9 protein-coding genes and 2 tRNA genes are annotated in these 18,625 nt (G+C 61.9%); 7 read left to right on the top strand and 4 right to left on the bottom strand.

All coding sequences use genetic code 11. The features are described 5' to 3' along the window. Positions 1-2 precede the first annotated feature (2 nt). The 4 genes from mutS (at position 3) to AUC43_RS02470 (ending at position 6,019) form a co-directional block, all read left to right on the top strand. Positions 3-2,717 carry a DNA mismatch repair protein MutS gene (mutS, locus tag AUC43_RS02485; RefSeq protein WP_068198104.1) on the top strand — a complete coding sequence of 905 codons (2,715 nt, stop codon included), beginning with the start codon at positions 3-5 and terminating at the stop codon, positions 2,715-2,717. 131 nt (positions 2,718-2,848) lie between these two features. Then, positions 2,849-2,924: transfer RNA gene (locus AUC43_RS02480), tRNA-Gly, on the top strand. Positions 2,925-2,991: 67 nt separating this feature from the next. Then, a tRNA-Leu gene (locus AUC43_RS02475) sits at positions 2,992-3,074 on the top strand. 611 nt (positions 3,075-3,685) lie between these two features. Next, positions 3,686-6,019 (top strand): M20/M25/M40 family metallo-hydrolase, encoded by a 2,334-nt coding sequence (locus AUC43_RS02470; protein ID WP_099092867.1) that lies wholly within the window; start codon positions 3,686-3,688, stop codon positions 6,017-6,019. Positions 6,020-6,150: 131 nt separating this feature from the next. On the opposite strand, the gene AUC43_RS02465 is transcribed toward AUC43_RS02470, so the two are convergent. Further along, positions 6,151-7,827: an N-acyl-D-amino-acid deacylase family protein gene (locus AUC43_RS02465; RefSeq protein WP_068189481.1), complete on the bottom strand. Its 1,677-nt coding sequence runs from the start codon at positions 7,825-7,827 to the stop codon at positions 6,151-6,153. Positions 7,828-8,464: 637 nt separating this feature from the next. On the opposite strand from AUC43_RS02465, the gene AUC43_RS02460 reads away from it, so the two are divergent. From AUC43_RS02460 to AUC43_RS02450, 3 genes are all read left to right on the top strand, one after another. Further along, the gene (locus AUC43_RS02460) at positions 8,465-10,831 is read left to right on the top strand and encodes a tetratricopeptide repeat-containing sensor histidine kinase (RefSeq protein WP_233254089.1); all 2,367 of its coding nucleotides are present in this window, start codon (positions 8,465-8,467) and stop codon (positions 10,829-10,831) included. A 217-nt stretch (positions 10,832-11,048) separates the two neighbouring features. Continuing rightward, the gene (locus AUC43_RS20300; RefSeq protein WP_233254088.1) at positions 11,049-13,379 is read left to right on the top strand and encodes an ATP-binding protein; all 2,331 of its coding nucleotides are present in this window, start codon (positions 11,049-11,051) and stop codon (positions 13,377-13,379) included. Positions 13,380-13,711: 332 nt separating this feature from the next. Next, positions 13,712-14,950, top strand: coding sequence for an alpha/beta hydrolase-fold protein (locus AUC43_RS02450; protein ID WP_071886012.1), 1,239 nt, complete (start codon positions 13,712-13,714; stop codon positions 14,948-14,950). 242 nt (positions 14,951-15,192) lie between these two features. On the opposite strand, the gene AUC43_RS02445 is transcribed toward AUC43_RS02450, so the two are convergent. From AUC43_RS02445 to AUC43_RS02435, 3 genes are all read right to left on the bottom strand, one after another. Further along, positions 15,193-16,218: an alpha/beta fold hydrolase gene (locus AUC43_RS02445; RefSeq protein WP_068189469.1), complete on the bottom strand. Its 1,026-nt coding sequence runs from the start codon at positions 16,216-16,218 to the stop codon at positions 15,193-15,195. A 307-nt stretch (positions 16,219-16,525) separates the two neighbouring features. Further along, positions 16,526-17,092, bottom strand: a complete 567-nt coding sequence (locus AUC43_RS02440; RefSeq protein ID WP_068189466.1) for a hypothetical protein — start codon at positions 17,090-17,092, stop codon at positions 16,526-16,528. A gap of 137 nt (positions 17,093-17,229) precedes the next feature. Beyond that, a complete protein-coding gene (locus AUC43_RS02435; RefSeq protein ID WP_082684856.1) occupies positions 17,230-18,438 on the bottom strand; it encodes an aminopeptidase in 1,209 nt (402 codons plus the stop codon). Positions 18,439-18,625 lie beyond the last annotated feature (187 nt).

The raw sequence follows: 18,625 nt of genomic DNA, 5'->3' as shown, positions 1-18,625 counted from the left end.
TGATGAAGCAGTACTACCTGCTCAAGCAGCAGCACCCCGGCGCGGTGCTCTTGTTTCGGGTGGGCGACTTCTACGAAACCTTCGGCGAGGACGCCGTCACGGCCGCTCGCATTCTCGACATCACGCTCACCAAGCGCGGCGGTGGCACCCCCAACGAAATTGCCCTGGCCGGCTTCCCGCACCACGCCCTCGACAACTACCTGCCCAAGCTGGTGCGCGCCGGCCAGCGCGTGGCCATCTGCGATCAGCTCGAAGACCCGAAGTTGGCCAAGGGCCTCGTAAAGCGCGGCATCACGGAGCTGGTGACGCCCGGCGTGAGCATGCACGACAACGTGCTCGAGCGCCGCGCCAACAACTACCTCGCCGCCATCCATTTCGGTAAAGCCGAAGCCGGCATTTCCTTCCTGGACATCAGCACCGGCGAATTCTTGGTGGCCCAGGGCACGCTCGATTACCTAGGCAAGCTGCTCCAGAACTTCAGCCCCGCTGAGGTGCTGTTTTGCAAGAAAAGCCGCAGCGAGTTTGAGCAGCATTTTGGCCCCGATTTCTGCACGTACGCGCTGGATGAGTGGGTGTTCGGCAATGACTACGCCCACGACACCCTCACCCGCCACTTCAAAACCACGTCGCTGAAAGGCTTCGGGGTCGATACCTTGAAGGAAGGCATCGTAGCCGCCGGCTGCATCCTGCACTACCTCGCCGAAACCAAGCACTCCGACCTGGGCCACGTGGCCAGCCTGGGCCGCCTGGAAGAAGACAAGTACGTGTGGCTCGACCGCTTCACGGTGCGCAACCTCGAGTTGGTGCACGCCCAGCACCCCGGCGGCGTACCCCTCATCGACGTGCTCGACCAGACGTTGACGCCCATGGGTGCGCGCCTGCTGCGCAAGTGGATAGTGTTGCCTCTCAAAGAGGTAAGCCAGATTCAGCGCCGCCTCGATACTGTGGCTGCCCTCGTCGCCGACGAAGAATTGCTGGGCGACCTCACCCAGCACCTGCGCCAGATTAGCGACCTCGAGCGCCTCATCAGCAAAGTCGCTGTGCGCCGCGTGAACCCACGTGAGCTGCTGCAGTTGGCGCGCGCCCTGGAAGCCATTGCGCCCATGCGTGAGCGGCTGGCCGCCTCCGGCGTGAAGGCCCTCGTGAAGCTGGCCGACCAGCTCAATCCCTGCGCCAACCTGCGCCAGGAAATCCTGGCCAAAATCAAGCCCGACGCGCCTCTGCTCACCAACCAGGGCGGTGTGCTGAATCCCGGCATCGACCCCGAGTTGGACGAACTGCGGGCACTGGCTTTCTCGGGCAAAGACTACCTGCTGCAGCTGCAGCTGCGCGAGCAGCGCAACACGGGGATTTCGTCGCTGAAAGTGGCCTATAACAAGGTGTTCGGCTATTACCTGGAAGTCACCAACGCCCACAAAGACAAGGTGCCCGCATCCTGGATTCGCAAGCAAACGCTGGTGAACGCCGAGCGCTACGTGACCGAGGAGCTGAAAACCTACGAGGAGAAAATCCTTAACGCCGAGGAGCAGCTCTTCGCCATTGAGCAGCGCATCTACACTGACTTGGTGCTGGCCGCGCTCGACTTCGTGCCCCACATCCAGCAGAATGCCCGGGCCATTGGCGTGATGGACTGCCTGGCCTCGTTTGCCCTCACGGCGCGGCAGCAGCGCTACGTGCAGCCAGTGGTGAACGACGGCACCGTGCTCGACATTCGCGCCGGCCGTCACCCCGTGATTGAGCGCCAGCTGCCGCCCGGCGAAAGCTACATCCCCAACGACATCTGTCTGAACCAGGACGAGCAGCAGATTGTGGTGATTACCGGGCCCAACATGGCCGGCAAATCGGCCCTGCTGCGCCAGACCGCCCTTATCGTGCTGCTGGCCCAAATCGGTTCCTTCGTGCCCGCCGATGCGGCCACCGTGGGCATTATCGATAAGATTTTTACCCGCGTGGGCGCCTCCGACAACCTGAGCAAGGGCGAAAGCACCTTCATGGTGGAGATGACCGAAACGGCCAGCATCCTCAATAACCTCTCGGACCGCAGCCTCGTGCTGATGGACGAAATCGGGCGCGGTACCAGTACCTACGACGGTATCAGCATTGCCTGGGCCATTGTGGAGCACCTGCACAATAATCCTAAAGCCAAGGCCAAAACCCTGTTTGCCACCCACTACCACGAGCTCAACCAGCTGGCCGACGAGTGCCCGCGGGTGCGCAACTACAACGTGGCCGTGAAGGAGGCCGACGGCCGCATCCTGTTCCTGCGCAAGCTGCAGGCCGGCGGCTCCGAGCACAGCTTCGGTATTCACGTGGCCCGGCTGGCCGGCATGCCCCACTCGGTGGTGCTGCGCGCCAACGAAATCATGCACCACCTCGAAGTGGAGCGCACCAACGCCGGCGCCGAAGACGCCACCCCAACCGAGTTTGACGACCTGCTCGACGACTTGAGCAACGGCACCCGCAGCGCCAAAAGCCGCGTGGCGGTGCCCGCCGCCGGTCCCGAGCCCGAAGCCGAGGCGGCGATTCCGCGCCCGCGGGCGACTTTGGCCGTGGCCACGGCACCCCGGCCCACCGTGCAGCTCAGCATGTTTGAGCCCTCGGACCCTGCCTTGGAACGCATTCGGGAGCTGCTCCAGCACCTCGACATTAATACCCTGACCCCAATCGAAGCGCTGATGAAGCTGAACGAATTAAAGCTAACCTTGGGCAAGCCGTAAATTTTAGGAGCTGAAAATGAACGGAAAAGGCCCGTGGAGTAAAAATTTCCACCCTTAGCACTTGCGTCGCCAAAAAATCACCTTACCTTTGTCGCACCATTCAGCGCTATGAAAGTAGCAATGAACCTCCCGCGAGAGTAGCTCAGTTGGTAGAGCGCGACCTTGCCAAGGTCGAGGTCGCGAGTTCGAACCTCGTCTCCCGCTCCAAAAGTTGAAAAAAAGACGTTGCTTTACCGCAACGTCTTTTTTGTTTGACCCCACATCGGGGGCAAACGCCAGAGTGGTGTAATGGTAGCCACGAGGGACTTAAAATCCCTTGTCTTCACGGACGTACGGGTTCGAGTCCCGTCTCTGGTACAACTAACGCCCTTGGTGATATCACCAAGGGCGTTTTGAGTTTAACGGGGTACACTCAGGGGGACAAAGAGCTTTTTTCTTTGAGTAAAGCTTGAACTCGCGGTTCACTGCAAGCTTCATGGCGTTAGGTGCAGGGCTTGAAGGTAAACAGTCCAGTAAACTTTCTGTGAAAGCGCCGTTTGTTCGCACATCGGCCGAAAAAACCGGCCGGAAAAATGCTCCAATGCTTGAACCACCGTTTTCTTAAACTCGATTTTCATTCTTTTTTTGTCATTACTTCCAGTCAATTCTGATGGGGCTGGGTGGCTTGTCATAATGCAATCGCTCCGTCCAATTCAAGGCATCAGCAGCGGTACGCTCAACCAACCACAGGGGAATGCCTCGCTGATAGGATTTGCGCCGCCTCTGCTGTGCCGCGACGGCGGGTACCCATGCCACCGCAAGCCCTGTCAAGTAGCGCGCCGAGCGCAGGTGCGGTTGTCACCGGCCAGCCAGGCATGGTACCATTTACTGCCGCCACCGTAACAACATATCTATTTATGAATTAGTAAAATAAACTATAACGGTTTTGGAGTTCCTTTGCTCCTTTCCCATGACCGTTATTTTTAAGAATGACCCTACTCCGCGTGTCTCGCTGGTTGCCTCTCGCCGGGGTGTTGCTCTTGGTGGCTTTGTCGCTGTATTTGGCTAATCCGCCACGGCCAGTGCCCGCCACGGCGCCCGCCGTGGTATTTTCGGCAGAACGGGCGCTGCGGGAGGTGGCGGTCATCGCGCGCCGGCCCCACAGCATTGGCACGCTCGACCACGACCGGGTTCGGGACTACCTGGTGCAGCGCTGCCGGGCCCTGGGCCTGCGCGTCACCGTGCAGGACACGACCGTGGTCAGCGGTTTCCGCGGCATCGTGACGGGCGCCCGCGTCCAGAACGTGGTGGCGTACTTGCCCGGCCGCACCCCGGGCGGACCGGGGGTGCTGGTGGTGAGCCACTACGACTCGCAGCCGCACACCCCGGGGGCCGGCGACGACGGCTCGGGCGTGGCCACCGCCCTCGAAACGATGCGCGCCCTGCGCGCGGGACCGCCCCTGGCGCACGACGTGCGCTGGGTCTTCACCGACGGGGAAGAAATTGGCCTGATGGGCGCCCGCGCCTACGCCGCCGACACGGCCCGCCTGCGCCGGGAGGTAGGCGTGGTGCTCAACTTCGAAGGCAGTGGCAACGAGGGCCCCACGCTCCTGTTCGAGGTCAGCCCGGGCAACGGGTGGGTGGTCGGCGAGTTCGCGAAGGCGGTACCGGGGGCCTTTGGCTCGTCGCTCTTCTACGAAGTCTACCGCAACCTGCCCAACGACACCGACTTTACGGCCTTTCGGGCCACGGGCCTGCCGGGCCTCAATTTTGCCTTTAACGGCGGCCACTCGTATTATCACAGCCCGGTCGATACGCCCGGCCGCCTCCATCCGGGAACCGTGCAACAGCAAGGCGATTACATGCTGCCGGCGGTGCGACACTTTGCCAGCATCCCGTTGGTCCGGACGCCGGCCCCCGACAGCACCTTTTTCAACCCCTTGGGCTCGTGGCTGGTGCAGTACGACGCGCGCTGGGACTACTTGCTCACCCTCGTGGCCGGGCTCCTGCTGGCGGCGGCGGCGGTGCGGGCCCGACGGCAGGGCCGCCTGCGGCTGCGGGGGTGGCTGGGCGGGGCCCTGGCTTGGGTGGGCGGCCTGCTGCTGCTCGGGGCCACGGCCTGGGGGCTGACGCGGCTGGTGGCGGGGGCGTATTTGCAGTACGCCCTGTTCTACGACCACACCTTTTACAACGTCCGCGCGTACCACTTGGCCTTTGTGGCGCTGGGCACGGCGGTGTTTGCCGCCTACTACGCCGGCCTGCTCCGGTGGCTGCGGCCCGATTCGTTGACGGGCGGCGCCTTGCTGGTGCTGGCCGTTCTGCAAGTGCTGGTGCTGGTGAAGGCGCCCACCTCGGGCTTTTTGCTGGGCTTCCCCCTGCTGTTTGGGGCGGCGGGGTGGGCGCTGCGTGGGTCCCAACCCGCAGGCGAGCGGGTGGTGCCCTCGCAACGCGCGTGGGCGTGGGTGTGGGTGCTCCCCGCCGTGGCGCTGCTGGCTCCTGGGCTCTCGATTCTGCTGACGACCGCCGGGTTAGGGACCTTGCTGCTAGGCGCTGCGTTTTTTCTGGCGGTCTTGTTGGGCATGCTCCTGCCGGTGCTGCTGCCCGCACTTCGGCGGGCCGATGCGTCGGGCGCGCGGGTGCACTGGGCGGTGCCGGGCCTGAGCGGCCTGGTCGCCATCGGCGCCCTGGTGGCCGCCCACGCCCGCAGCACCCCCACGGCCGACCTCCCGCAGCAAACCCAGGTGCTGTACATCCTGGACGCTGACGAACGGCAGGCCTATTGGGTGAGCAGCCTCCCGCACGCGGATGCGTGGACGCGCCAGTTTTTCTCCGCGCCGACGTTTCGGACCATGCCGACGCTCTTCCCCGGCGGCCTGCTGCCCATATTGCACCAAACAGCCCCGTCCCTGGCCCTGGCCGCCCCCACCGTGGAACTAGTCGCCGATAGTGCCCTGCCAACGGGACGCCGCCTGCGCCTGCTGGTGCGTGCCAGCCGTCCGGGTGTGGTGAACCTGCGCCTGCAGTGGCCCCGGAGCGCACGCCTGGTGCGCGTTGCCGGCCAGGTGGTCCCACCACCACCCGCGGATGCGAAGAGCCCCGCGCCTACCGGCGCTTACGCGACGCTGCTCTACTACGCTCCCGGTGCCGCGGGCGTGCAGCTGGAAATAGAAACGGCCGGGCCTGGCGCATTCGAATTGGTGGCCGTGGACCGCAGCCTGGGCCTGCCCCCTGTTCCCGGAATCCAGCCCCTGCCCGCGACCATGATACCAGCGCCTGGCTCCGGCAGCTTCACGACGCAGGTGAAAAAAGGGTTTAATCTATAAATCCTTGTTTTGATTTTCCGACCGTATTCGTAAACTGAGCGAGGCAAACCTCAGAAGGGGAGGTGGTGAACCACGGCGAAGCAACGGCAACACAGCACCCGCTACCCGCCGACAGCTCCCATGATTTTCCGTTACTTCCTCCTATAGCCCGGCCCTTTCACAAAGCGTCCCGGCTTTGCGCCGGTGTGCTCGCCGTTTTTCAGCACTTGAATGCCATTCACGAACACGTGGGTCATTCCGGTGGCATATTGGTGGGGCGCGGCAAACGTGGCGTGGTCCACAACCTTGGCAGGGTCAAAGACCAGGACATCCGCAAAGTTTCCCACTTTCAATTCGCCTCGTTTCTGCAGCTTCAGATTCGTCGCCGGCAGGTTGGCCAGTTTGCGAATGGCCTCCTGCAACGGCATCACGTTTTCATCCCGCGCGTACTTGCCCAGTACGCGGGCAAAGTTGCCGTAAGCCCGGGGGTGCTGGCTCGATTTTAGAAATACCCCTTCCGGTGCCATGGAACCGGCGTCTGAGCCAAAGCTCATCCACGGCAAAGCGACTTGTTTTTTTACGTTTTGCTCGTTCATCATGAAATAACCCGTGACCACTCGCGTGCTGTCTTGCACCACTAGGTTCATGGCCGTTTCTTCCGGAGAGGTGCCGCGGATTTTAGCCACGGCGGCCAGCGTTTTGCCGCTGTATTTTTTTAACGAGTCTTGCTTGAAGGCCAGCAACAAAATGTTATCTGGGTTGCCAACGCCGTAGTAGAAATTCTCCCAATCCTGGGCATCGGTATGCATCGCCTTCACGGTCGCGGCCCGAACCGTGGGGTCCTGGAGTCGTTTCCGCAGGGCGCCAAAGCCGCCGTCCTGCAGCGCGGGGGGAAAGCAAGCCGTCAAGCCGGTGGCGCCGGCCGTGTACGTGTACATATTCGCTGTAATGTGCAGGCCGGCGGCCCGGGCTTTTTCGATTCGCCGGATGACCCCGTCCATTTTCCCCCAATTGCGCATGCCCCCTGCTTTCAGGTGGTAAATTTCCGCGGGAATATGGGCCTCTTTGGCAATGGTCATGAGCTCCTCGACCGATTCCTCCAGCTTATTGCCTTCGCTGCGCAGGTGGCTGATGTACATGCCGTGGTACTTGGCGGCTTCCTGGCACAAGGCAATCAGCTCATCCGTTTTAGCGAAGAAGGCCGGCGCGTAGATGAGGGAGGTGCTCACGCCCATGGCCCCTTCCTGCATGGCCTGGCGCACGAGCAAGCGCATGCGGTCCAGCTCCCCCGCCGTCGGCGCCCGGTCGTCTTCGCCCACTACGTTCAGGCGCACGGTCGTGGCCCCGACAAAGGACGCCACGTTGCACGAGACCCCTTTCTTCTCCAGGTACGTCAGGTATTCCCCCAGCGAAGTCCACGCGATGGGGTATTTGATGTCGGCCTGCCCCCGCTCCAGTTGCTTTTTCGTTCGGGCATTCAGCGGGCCCATGCTCGAGCCTTCGCCCATCACTTCCAGGGTGACGCCTTGCCGGAGATCACTTTGCGAGCGACCATCTACCAGGAGCTCTTCGTCAGTTTGACTCAGCATGTTGATGAAGCCCGGACAGACCGCCATGCCCCGCGCGTCCACCACGACGTCGGCCGAGGCATTGGCCAGGTTGCCCATTGCGGCAATCGTATCGGCATTTAAGGCAATATCCCCTTTGAATGGGGCGCCTCCCCGGCCATCGTAGAGCAGGCCGTTGCGAATGATGGTGGCGTATTGGCTCTTATGCCCACAGGTACAAAGGACCGGTAGCAGAAGCAGGAATAGTAGCTGCTTTTTCATGTTTTTGAGTAAGATGGGCGGAGGCCATTGTAAGCAAAGCAAGGGCAAGGTAGACCCGTAATGTCGAGCAAGGCACGCAGCGGTACATAATTCAAGGGCATTGAGATTCTGTGCCTTACCCAACGTTCGCCTGCTGGTGCGCGATGGAGGGACAAACGGCGCACTTGTTCTCACTGAACAGGCCCAAACGGGGCGTGCTTAACCCCTCCTTTTAGTGATCTACCAGGGGTTAAAACCACGTGTGGATTTGGTTAAAACCATGTTAAAAACAGGGTCTACATGGTTTTAACCGTGGTTTTAACCGTATTTGAACCAGGTTAAAACCACGGTTAAAACCAGCAGGAGTGAAAAGGCCCCGCCAGTGAAGGCCTTGCGAAGCCGCGTTTGCGCCGGAAACCGGTAGGAAGTAGCCAATTCTTTCGCACAACCCCCTGTGTTGCCCTTTTTCTGGGGTGGCTGTTTCGACCGTTTCCTTGAACTCCCTCGCCAACCGGTGCTATAAACTCGGAGTCCTTGGAAGTCAACCGGCTCACCTGTGGCAAGCGACCAATCGGGTTGTAGCTTGCCTGCCCGTAGCCCAACTTCCTCTTTAATTAATTTCACTGCCGCGCGGGGCTGGCGGCGTGGCCCTGTTTCCATGCGATACCTTCTTTTGCTGGCCTTGCTGTGGCTGGCGGCCGCACCCGCGGTGCGGGCCCAGACCACGCCCGCCCACCGCTACTGGGAAGCCGACGGCGACTCGCTGCGCCGCGTGCTCGACACGCAGCGGCAAGACACGGCTCGCCTGCGCACGCTGCTGCACATGTTCGATGTGGGGGGCTACCGGTCAGCAGGCGACTTTGACTCCTTGGCTCAGGAACGCATCCAGCTGTTGCGCCGCCTGAAGCGGCCCGAGGCCCACGCCTTCCAACTCTATTATGTCGACTACCAGCTATTTAAGACCAAAGCCGACCTCGCCACGCGGCTAAGGGCGGTGCAAGCCTCCGTAGAGGCGTTTGACAGTGTGGGCCGACCGGCGCCGGGACTTTTGGGGGAAGTCGGGGCCATGTTCAGAGCACTCAATCAGCCGGAGAAGCGAATCGCTTATTTTCAAGCCAAAGTGGCTCAGTATAAAACCCGCGGGGCGCGGGAAAATCTGGCCGCTTGCCACCATCTGCTGGGCGCGCCTTTAGTGCAGCGGGGCGACTACAACCAAGCCATCGGCCACTACCTGCGCTCGGCCGACCTCTACCGCACCTTCCAACGGACTTCGCAGGTAAACGAGTTGAAAGTAGTCGGGGCGCAGTACGCGGAGTGGGGCAACCCGGCCAAGGCCCTGGCCTACATGCAGCAGTCGCTGGCCGTGGGCGCGACCCTGCCCCCGCGCACGGGTGCTGCCTTTGACCCGTACACGTACCGCAACATGGCCCAAGCCTACCGTCACCTGGGCAACGACGCGGCCGCCCTGCGCTACGCCAATAAGTCGCTGACGCGCGGCGGGCCGACCGACACCATCCGCGCCTATGCGTTCCAGTTTCTCATTGACCGGGCTTACGGGCTGGTGTCCAAGAGCGCGGTGCTGCTCGACCTGCGCCGCGTAGCCGAGGCCGGGCCCCTGCTGGTGCGGGCGCAGCAATTGGCGGATTCCTTAAAAATCCCTTTTGACACCCCCAACGGCTACTTGGAGCTGGACGCGACCCGGGCCCGCTACTATGCCGCCCAAGGCCAGCCCGCTCGCGCGGAACAAGCCTGGCTCACGGCCTACCGCAAGGCCCGCGAGCTAAAGATTGTCCCGCTCCGTTTGGCCTACCTACGCGCATTGGCTGATTTTTACGCCCAGCGGGGGCAACCGGACCCCGCCGGCCGTTATGCCCGCCTCGGCTTGGCCCTTGCCGATTCGCTCCGCACCCAGCAGGGCGCCTTCCAGGTGGCCAGCTACGAGGCCGAGCGCGCCGAGCAGGTCCAGCAGCAGCGCATCGCGGCCCTGCGCCTGGCCCAAGTGCAGGACGCGGCCCGCGCCCGCCGCCAGCGCCTGCTGTTCTTTTCCACCTTGGCCGTGCTGGCCGTGCTGGCTGGCCTGGGTTTCGTGCTCTGGCGCGCTAACCGTCAAAAGCAGCGGGCCAACGAGCAGCTCAGCCAGCTCAATGAGGCCGTCACGCGCCAGAAGCACGACCTCCAAAGCCAGCGCGACCAACTCGGCACTTCCCTGACCGAGTTGCGCGCGACCCAAGCCCAGCTGGTTCAGAAGGAAAAGATGGCCAGCCTGGGCGAGCTGACCGCCGGCATCGCCCACGAGATTCAGAACCCTTTGAACTTCGTCAACAACTTCTCGGAAGTCAGCACCGAGCTGGTAGAAGAGCTCCAACAGGCACTGGCCGCCAGTGATACCGCTGAGGCGGCCGAGTTGGCGGGCGACGTGGCCCAGAACCTGGGCAAAATCACGCAGCACGGCAAGCGGGCGGCGGCCATCGTTAAGGGCATGCTCGAGCACAGCCGCGCCAGCACCGGCGAGCGCACCCCGACGGACCTCAACCAGCTCTGCGACGAGTATCTGCGCCTAGCCTACCAGGGCCTGCGCGCCAAAGACAAGACCTTCAATGCAGCGCTGAAAACGCATTTTGCGGCGGGCCTGCCACTGGTGGAGGCCGTGAGCGGCGACGTGGGCCGGGTCTTGCTCAACTTGTTTAGCAACGCTTTTTATGCCGTGCAGCAGCGCCAGCAAACCGGCGAAAGCAGTTATAAACCAACCGTATCGGTCAGCACGAAACAGCTGGATGGGCACGTAGAAATTCGGGTGCGCGACAACGGCACGGGCATGAGCGAACCGGTGCAGGCCAAGATCTTCCAGCCCTTCTTCACCACCAAGCCCACCGGCGAGGGCACGGGCTTGGGCCTCTCCTTGAGCCACGACATCATTGCCCAGGGCCACGGCGGGTCGCTCAGCGCGGAGAGCCAAGTAGGCCATGGTACTACCTTCTCCATAGCATTGCCTCTGAACGGGACCGCGCACGTGGCGGCAACCTGAACCCTCCTATTTCTGAACGAAGCGCTTTTAAGCCACCACCGTTTTCGTAAACTAACAGCCCGGTTCACTGCTGCCATTCCGCCCGCTTTGATTGTCCCCAAGTGGCCGATGGAAAGCGACCCATTGGGTCGTAGCTTGCCGCGAAAAGTTCTACGGTCCCTGTCGTTACTTCCCCTTCCGCGCAGGGCTGGCGGCGTGATCCCTAAATTGTATGCGCGTGTTTCTTTTGCTTGCCCTGCTGTGGCTCTCAGCCGTTCCGGCGGTGCGGGCCCAGACGCCCCTCCACCCTACGCCCAGCCGCCGCTACTGGGAAGCCAACCCCGACTCGCTGCGCCGGGTGCTCGACACGCAGCACGCCGACACGGCCCGCCTGCGCACCCTGCTGCACCTGCACGAAATGCGCGGCTACCGGTCGGATGCTGAACTCGACAAGCTGGACCAGGAACTGCTGCCGCTGCTGCGCCGGCTGCGGCGCCCCGAAGCCGCCGCTTTTCGCCTGGAGCGCGCGGGCTACCAACTCGCGAAAGCCGGCAACGCGCCCGTCCGCGCGCTCGACAGCCTGCGCGCTGCCGTGGCGGTGTTTGACCGGCTGGGCTGGGCGTGTCCACTCACCTTGTCGCGTGTTGCCGTGCAGCTTAGGAAACTTAATCGTCCGGCAGCGCAACGGGCTTACTTACAAGCCAAGCTGGCCCAGTACCAGTCACGCGGCGCGCCGGTGAACATGGCCCATTGCCACCGGTTGCTGGGGTACTATTTCTTGAACCAGGGCGACTACAACCACGGCATCGGTCATTACCTGCGCTCAGCCGACGTATACCGCCCGTTCAATCGTTATAACCAGGCAAGCGAGTTGGAAACAGCGGGGGAAGCGTACGCCGCGTGGGGCAACCCCGCCAAGGCCCTGCACTACCTGCGCCAGGGGCAGGCCGTGGAGGCCACCTTGCCCCAGCGACCCGGCTACGACGCCAACGCTGGCATTTACTGGGGCATGGTCCAGGCCTACCGCCGGCTGGGCAACTACCCCGCCGCCCTGCGCCACGCGGACCTGGCCCTGGCGGGCAACCCCGCCGATACCACCCGAAGCTACGCGGCCGGGGTGCCCGTTATTCAAGCCTACGGACTAGCCCTCAAAAGCGCCGTGCTGCTCGACATGAAGCGTGTGGCCGAAGCCCGGCCCCTGCTGGCTCGTGCGCAGCACCTAGTCGACTCCTTGCACCTGGGGCTATTTTTTAGCAACCAGTTGGAACTGGACGCGACCTGGGCGCGCTACTACGCCGCCCGCCACGAGCCCGCCCGGGCCGAAGCCGCCTGGTTGGCGGCCTACCGCAAGGCCTGCGCGGGCAAGGGGGTGCCGCTGCGGCTGGCCTACCTGCGCGCGCTGGCCGACTTCTACGCCCGGCAAGGGCGAACAGAGCTGGCCGGGCGCTACGCCCGCCTCGGGTTGGCGCTCGCCGACTCGCTCAGCACCCAGCAAGGCGCCTTTCACGTGGCCGGCTACGAGGCCGAGCGCGCCGAGCGGGCCCAGCAGGCCCGCATCCAAAGCCTGCGCCTGGCCCAGGTGCAGCAGGCGTTCCGGGCCCGACGCCAGCGCCTGCTGCTGTGGGCTACCCTGGCCGGGCTCGCCGGGCTGGCGGGCCTGGGCTTGGTCCTGTGGCGCGCCAACCGGCAAAAGCAGCAAGCCAACGCCCTGCTGCACCAGCAAAAAGCTGAAATTCAGGCCCAGCGCGACCAAACTACCCGGGCGCTCACCGACCTGCGCGCCACGCAAGCCCAGTTGATTCAGAAAGAGAAGATGGCGAGCCTGGGGGAACTGACGGCCGGCATCGCCCACGAGATTCAAAATCCCCTGAACTTCGTCAACAACTTCTCCGAAGTCAGCAACGAATTGATGGGGGAGTTGGAAGAAGCGCAAGCGGCCGGCGACGGGGAGGAAGTGGCCGCCTTGGCCGCCGACGTCCGCCAGAACCTGGGCAAAATCACCCAGCACGGGCAGCGGGCGGCCGGCATCGTCAAAGGCATGCTCGAGCACAGCCGTACGAGCACCGGCGAGCGGGCGCCCACCGACCTCAACCGCTTGTGCGAGGAGTACCTGCACCTGGCCTACCAAGGGTTACGGGCCAAAGACAAGAGCTTCAACGCCGAGCTCCGGATCGACCTGGCGCCGGAGCTGCCCCAGGTGAGGGTGGTGAGCGGTGACGTGGGCCGGGTGCTGCTCAACTTGTTCAGCAACGCCTTCTACGCCGTGCAGCAGCGCCAGCGCACCGGCGAGGCCGGCTACCGGCCCACCGTGAGCCTGGCGACCGCGCGCGTGAATGGGCACGTCGAGATCCGGGTGCGCGACAACGGCCCGGGCATGAGCGCGGCCGTGCAAGCGAAAATCTTCCAGCCCTTCTTCACCACCAAGCCCACCGGGGAAGGCACGGGACTGGGCCTCTCGCTCAGCCACGACATCATTGCCCAAGGCCACGGCGGCTCTTTGACGGTCGACAGCCAAGAAGGCCAGGGCACCACCATCCACCTGGGCCTGCCCGTGAACGGACCCAGCTAACCGGGGCACCGCATGAGGCTTAGTTCGCCACGTGACGAGCGGTTGTCTGGTAGTATCTGTCTTGCTCTTTGGAAGGGCAAAGGGACCGAAGCCCCGACTACGAAAGGAGTTTACGAAACTCGTCTCACCTCCGAATTAAATGAACTTTGATTAGTGAACGAGTTTCTTGAACTCAATCTGAACCGTAGGGCCACTTTGCCGGCTCGGTAAGCACCGATGGGCAGAGGTTCACGCAAACGAGCGGTTAATTGATGGTCGGCTGGTACCGAGCGAATCATGCTTTTTCCTATATGCGCTTGTACATTTGGGCGCTTAAACTCACCTCCTTCTGCATGAAGCAACTTCTCTTCCTGTTATTGTTGGTCGGCCCCGCCCTGGCTCAGGCGCAAACCGTAAAGAATGGCGCTATCGTCATCGGCCAAGTCGACAGTCTTAGGTCTACGGTGCTCAACGAGCAGCGCAAGGTGTGGGTGTCTATGCCGGCCAGCGCCAGCTTCTCGACGCTTGCCAAGCAACGCTACCCGGTGGTGTACTTGCTCGACGGCGCCTCTCATTTTGCCTACACCGCGGACATCATTCAGCGCCTGAGCGCCGCGACGAGTAGCGTATTCCCGGAAATGATTGTGGTGGGCATCACCAACACCCAGCGTACGCGCGACCTGACGACCTCGCGCCCGACCAGTGTGGAGGACATGTCCGCCGAAGAGCTGAAAACAGCCGGCGGCGCCGAAAACTTCACCGCCTTTATAGAAAAAGAGTTAATTCCCTACATCGAAGCGCACTACCCGGCCTCGGCCCACCGCACCCTGATTGGCCACTCGTTTGGGGGGCTGCTGGTGATGAACACGCTGGTGCACCACGCCACCTTGTTTGAGAATTATGTGGCCCTGGACCCCAGCATGTGGTGGGACGGCGGAAAGCTCCTCCAGGAAGTCCACGAGGCGTTCGCCCAGCCTCGTTTTCAAGGACGCACGTTATTTGTTGCCTCGGCCAATACGACCGGCCTGGATTCGGTGCTCGCGGCTAAAGACCCGTCGGTAGACGGGCAGCATACCCGTGCGAAGTGGAAGCTGCGCCAGGATTTAGCCCGCAACAAAAGCAACGGATTACGGTCGGCTTACCGCTATTACCCCACCGACACGCACAGTTTGGTAACAGTGGATGCGACCTACGATGCGCTGAGATACATTTTTCAGTCCTACATGCTGTCGCCGGCGGAGTACAGTACCATCTTTGCGGACAAGCCAATCGAGGCCGCGGCCAAGCTGGTGGCGCATTATCAGCGGGTTTCGGCACGGGTAGGCTACCCGGTGCTGCCGCCCGAGCCACTCGTTACTAGAATGGGTTATAACCTTTTGCCTAAATCCGGGCAAGCCCCAAACGCGCTGGCGCTTTTTCAGCTAAACCTGCAAAATTATCCTGCCAGCCCCAGTGCGCACGCTGCCATGGGCTACTACTACGAAGCCCAAAAGCAGCCGGACTTGGCAATTGCTTCCTACACCAGGTCCTTGCAGCTGAAGGAAACCCCTGCTCTTCGCAAAAGGCTCGACCAGCTTCAGGCTAAAAAGTAGCGGCCCCCGTGAACGCTCCACCTCGGTGCAGGGCGGCTAGTTGGCCGTGCAATAGCCCCTAAACGCGTGTAACAGGGTGTTACCCCCGCTGCTATAACTGGGCCACCCTTAGCATTACGAAGCTCAGCGAGTTCAGCCAAACGGTCGAGCCCTAAACTCAGTCAGGTATACACCATATTCGGTCCGTACGGGGGGGATTCCCCTTGCGCCGCCCATCTGGATGGGAGCGGTCGTGGCCACGGTTATTTCGATTTGTTCTCGGCTGCTATTTGCACGAGCCGGCGGTGGAACAGGGCGGGTTCTTCCCAGTTGGGCGCGTGGCCGCTGTGCGCAAACTCAAACCACTGCTTTTTGGGGGCCTGGAGGCCCGCAAAGTAGTGGCGGGCGAGTTCCGGCTCGGTGTTGTGGTCGTATTTGCCGACAAAAAAGTACACCGGCAGTTCAAATACGGAGTTCTGCAATAGCTTCGTTTTTCCGCCATTTACGTACGGGAAGAGCGGGGGCAGGGTGCGCATCACCGGGGCCATCCACTGCGGCGCCGGATAATCGCCGTAGAGCTGCGTGGGGCTGGGCAATTCCGGTACGTTGGGGCTGGAGCGGTAGGGACCCGTCAGCGCCAGGAAGGTAAACAGGTCATGGGGGCCCCCGCTGAACCCCGTCGCTGCTGACAGGGGGATGCGAGCCAGCGCGTGCAAGGTGGCCGTGTCGTGGCGCAAAGCCGCCTGCTGTTGCACGTAGGTGCGGGTGAGCAGCGCCGACTGGCCGAAGTCGATTAATTGGCTCACCCCGATGTACGCGGCGTAATCCTGCGGATACCGTTGCACCAATTGCGCCCCCACAAAACTGCCCCAGCTGTGGCCGACGATGAAAATTTTCCGCTGATGAAACGCCTGCTGTAAAAAGCGCGTGACCTGATGCGCGTCTTCGACGTAGAGGTCCGGCGTCAAAGCCACCGTCGTGTCGGTTTGCGACTTGCCGCAATTGCGCTGGTCCCAGGAAACGAACACAAAGTCGTTGGCCAAGTCGCGGTTGTATTTGCGGTTCATCGGCGTCGCCGGCCAGCCCGGCCCCCCGTGAATGAAAAGCAGCACCGGTTTGGTTCGGGAGGCGCCCTTGATTTCCAGGTACTGCTTCACCCCGTTGACGGGCAATAAAAAAGCCGTGTCGACGGCTAACGGGTGGGCTTGGCGGGTCACGTTCTGTGCCCGCGCTTCCTGAGTAGGAGCAAGTGCGAAGCAGCAGAATAAGAGGAAAAGCAGGTAGCGCATAAAGGAATCGGGGCGGCGGGTGCTGGGCCGGTGAAGCAAGCTACACCCGTTTCGGACGAATAGCCCATCCTTCCAAAGCCAGCCCATTAGCATGGCTACCACCGCAGCCGCATTTCTTTGCCATCCACATCTGGTTCAAACCTCCGCTGTTCACGATAACGGTGGAAAAAGCAGAATGAGGCAACCCATTAGCCCATCGCACGCACCGGTGGGAACTACTGGCAGAAATGCCGGAAACCACAATAAAGGAAGGCCTGGCCGCAAGCAAGTGCTTGCGGCCAGGCTTCATTGCGAGCGCCCCGAAGGGCTATTTCCCTGTAGCGGCCGCCCCAGCAGCGGGTGGGACCAGCTTGTAGCCCAGGGCTTGGGATACGTATAAATTATCGTAGTAAATCCGGTCCACGTCAATCTTTCCGTTGGTGACGTGGGCGGTGTAATGGACGGGAAAGGTAGCGTTCTTGCCATTTTGGGTAAAAGCGTAATTTCCCCATAACGACACCCAGTTGCCTTTCAGGTTACCCGATTTCACGCGAAACGTGGCGGCGACGAAGGTGAATTTCCGGTTGGTTTGCGTGGCGTAACTCTGCTGCCACCGACGCAGCAGTTGCTCGGTCGTCGTGGAGTCGACGGCGGAGGGGCCGTACCCTTTGTAATTGCCGGCCAACCGCAGCTTTGCTTTCTCCGCGTTTCCGCCCACCAACGTGTTGACGTACTCGGTTACGACCTGGATGTCTGCATCCGCCGTGGGATTAGCCTCCACGGCGTCTTTATAGCGCAGCGGCGCGGCTGCTTTGGTTTGCGCCTGGGCGGAAGTTGCTGCCCCCGCGAGCGAGAGGACCGCAAAGCATCGCGTGGGCGTCATGATTTTTGTCATGGTTATGGGGTTCAGGGCTGGTTACTAAAAAATTATCTAGTATGGCGAGTTGGCATCGCCGACCGACCTTGAAGCGAGGCGGCTCGGCTCGCTCTATTCAGGCAAACGTTTGGTGGCCAGACGCAAATTGCCCTGCCTCATTTCCGATTTTTCTTGCTGACGGGGGCAGCTTTAGCCGTGGCTGGTGACACAAGTTGGCCATTGCGCACAATCACGGCGCCGTCTACTTCCACGGTCGCGTTGGCAATGGGGAAGTTTGCGCCGGTCGCGCCTTTGTTTTGGCCACCCTGAAGTTCATTGCCCCCAATCCCCACCAGTACCATGCCCGCGGCTGTACTCGGGGTATAGTCTTTTTGCCCCTTCATCGCTGGGTTCAGGCCGATGGAAAAGTAGCCGATTTTCATGGAGCTAGCATCACGCAACGCCAGCCACTTCTGAAAATCCTCATCTCCCATATCAGCTTTCGCGTTCGCCATCTGCCCACTCTTAAAGTCGGCCTTGAATCCTTTGAAAGGTTTGGCGTTCCACGTGCTGGGGGAGGCCGCTAGCCGGCCCATACCGGAGGTTTCCTCGCAGGTTACATATACCCGCCCTCCGGGCAGCGCCGCCGCGCGGCTCAAATACATTTTCTCCTGCTGGTCGGCGGCGGTCACCACGCCATCGTCGACAAACACGGGGCGAGCAGCGAGCTGAAAGGTCAGGTCGGTGCCCGTGGGGGAGGTGATGTGCACTTTTTTGCCCGTCGCCAGCCGCTGTTTCAGCTGCTGGGCCTGCGTAGAAATGGCGGTATAATCCGCGCCAATACCAGCCCAAATCATCTGTTCGTAGCTCGGGTAGTCCAGCTGCTCGTTCGCCGCGAAGCTTCTGCTGGGGTAGGCCACGGAGACGCCCCGCAGCTTGGTGGCGTCCACCTTTCTGTTGATGCCCCCGTCGGCCGCCACTTGCGCAAATTTCGCTTGGCGTTCCTCGGTGAAGCCCGCGGACACCGCCTTGGGGTCATCTATACTGGGCAGCGAGATGAGGACATCCGCTCCTAGCGTCCAGCTGTTGGATTTCGACGTTTGAATCGCGGACTCCGGTATTTCCACGGTGGTGGCATGCGCGACCTTATCGGTATTCACCAGCATACGCGGTTGCCCCCCCGCGCGGGCTACTTCCACGGCCACGGCTTCCATCAGCGGCAGGGTATGCTGGCCGCCCGTAATCATCACCAACTCTCCGGGCTTGACGCCGGCGGAGGTATTGACAATCTGCTTGGCGATCTGCTCGTAATTCTGGCCGAACACGGGGCTGGCCATTGAAAGCAGGCCTAATAGGCCACCGGTCAATAGGTATTGGTTCTTCATGTTGGTTGGGGGTTGGTGGGTAAGAATGGAAAACAAAAAGAGCTAGGGCAACTATAGCCGCCTGACGCGTGCCGTCGTGCTCAGCGGTGGCTGTCAAGCGAGTGGAGCCGCCAGCATCAAGCAGCCGGTGCGTTGTTTGCTGGCGTTACCCGGCCGCAACGCCACGTAGAGCGGTTGTTGCGACCGG

It is taken from the genome of Hymenobacter sedentarius (genome assembly GCF_001507645.1).
GTDB lineage: Bacteria > Bacteroidota > Bacteroidia > Cytophagales > Hymenobacteraceae > Hymenobacter > Hymenobacter sedentarius.
This window is presented reverse-complemented; position numbering and strand designations above follow the sequence as displayed.

Coding starts and splice junctions, on each gene's coding strand:
- mutS (WP_068198104.1), top strand. CDS start 3: ATGAAGCAGTACTACCTGCTCAAGCAGCAGCACCCCGGCGCGGTGCTC.
- AUC43_RS02470 (WP_099092867.1), top strand. CDS start 3,686: ATGACCCTACTCCGCGTGTCTCGCTGGTTGCCTCTCGCCGGGGTGTTG.
- AUC43_RS02465 (WP_068189481.1), bottom strand. CDS start 7,827: ATGAAAAAGCAGCTACTATTCCTGCTTCTGCTACCGGTCCTTTGTACC.
- AUC43_RS02460 (WP_233254089.1), top strand. CDS start 8,465: ATGCGATACCTTCTTTTGCTGGCCTTGCTGTGGCTGGCGGCCGCACCC.
- AUC43_RS02450 (WP_071886012.1), top strand. CDS start 13,712: ATGAAGCAACTTCTCTTCCTGTTATTGTTGGTCGGCCCCGCCCTGGCT.
- AUC43_RS02445 (WP_068189469.1), bottom strand. CDS start 16,218: ATGCGCTACCTGCTTTTCCTCTTATTCTGCTGCTTCGCACTTGCTCCT.
- AUC43_RS02440 (WP_068189466.1), bottom strand. CDS start 17,092: ATGACAAAAATCATGACGCCCACGCGATGCTTTGCGGTCCTCTCGCTC.
- AUC43_RS02435 (WP_082684856.1), bottom strand. CDS start 18,438: ATGAAGAACCAATACCTATTGACCGGTGGCCTATTAGGCCTGCTTTCA.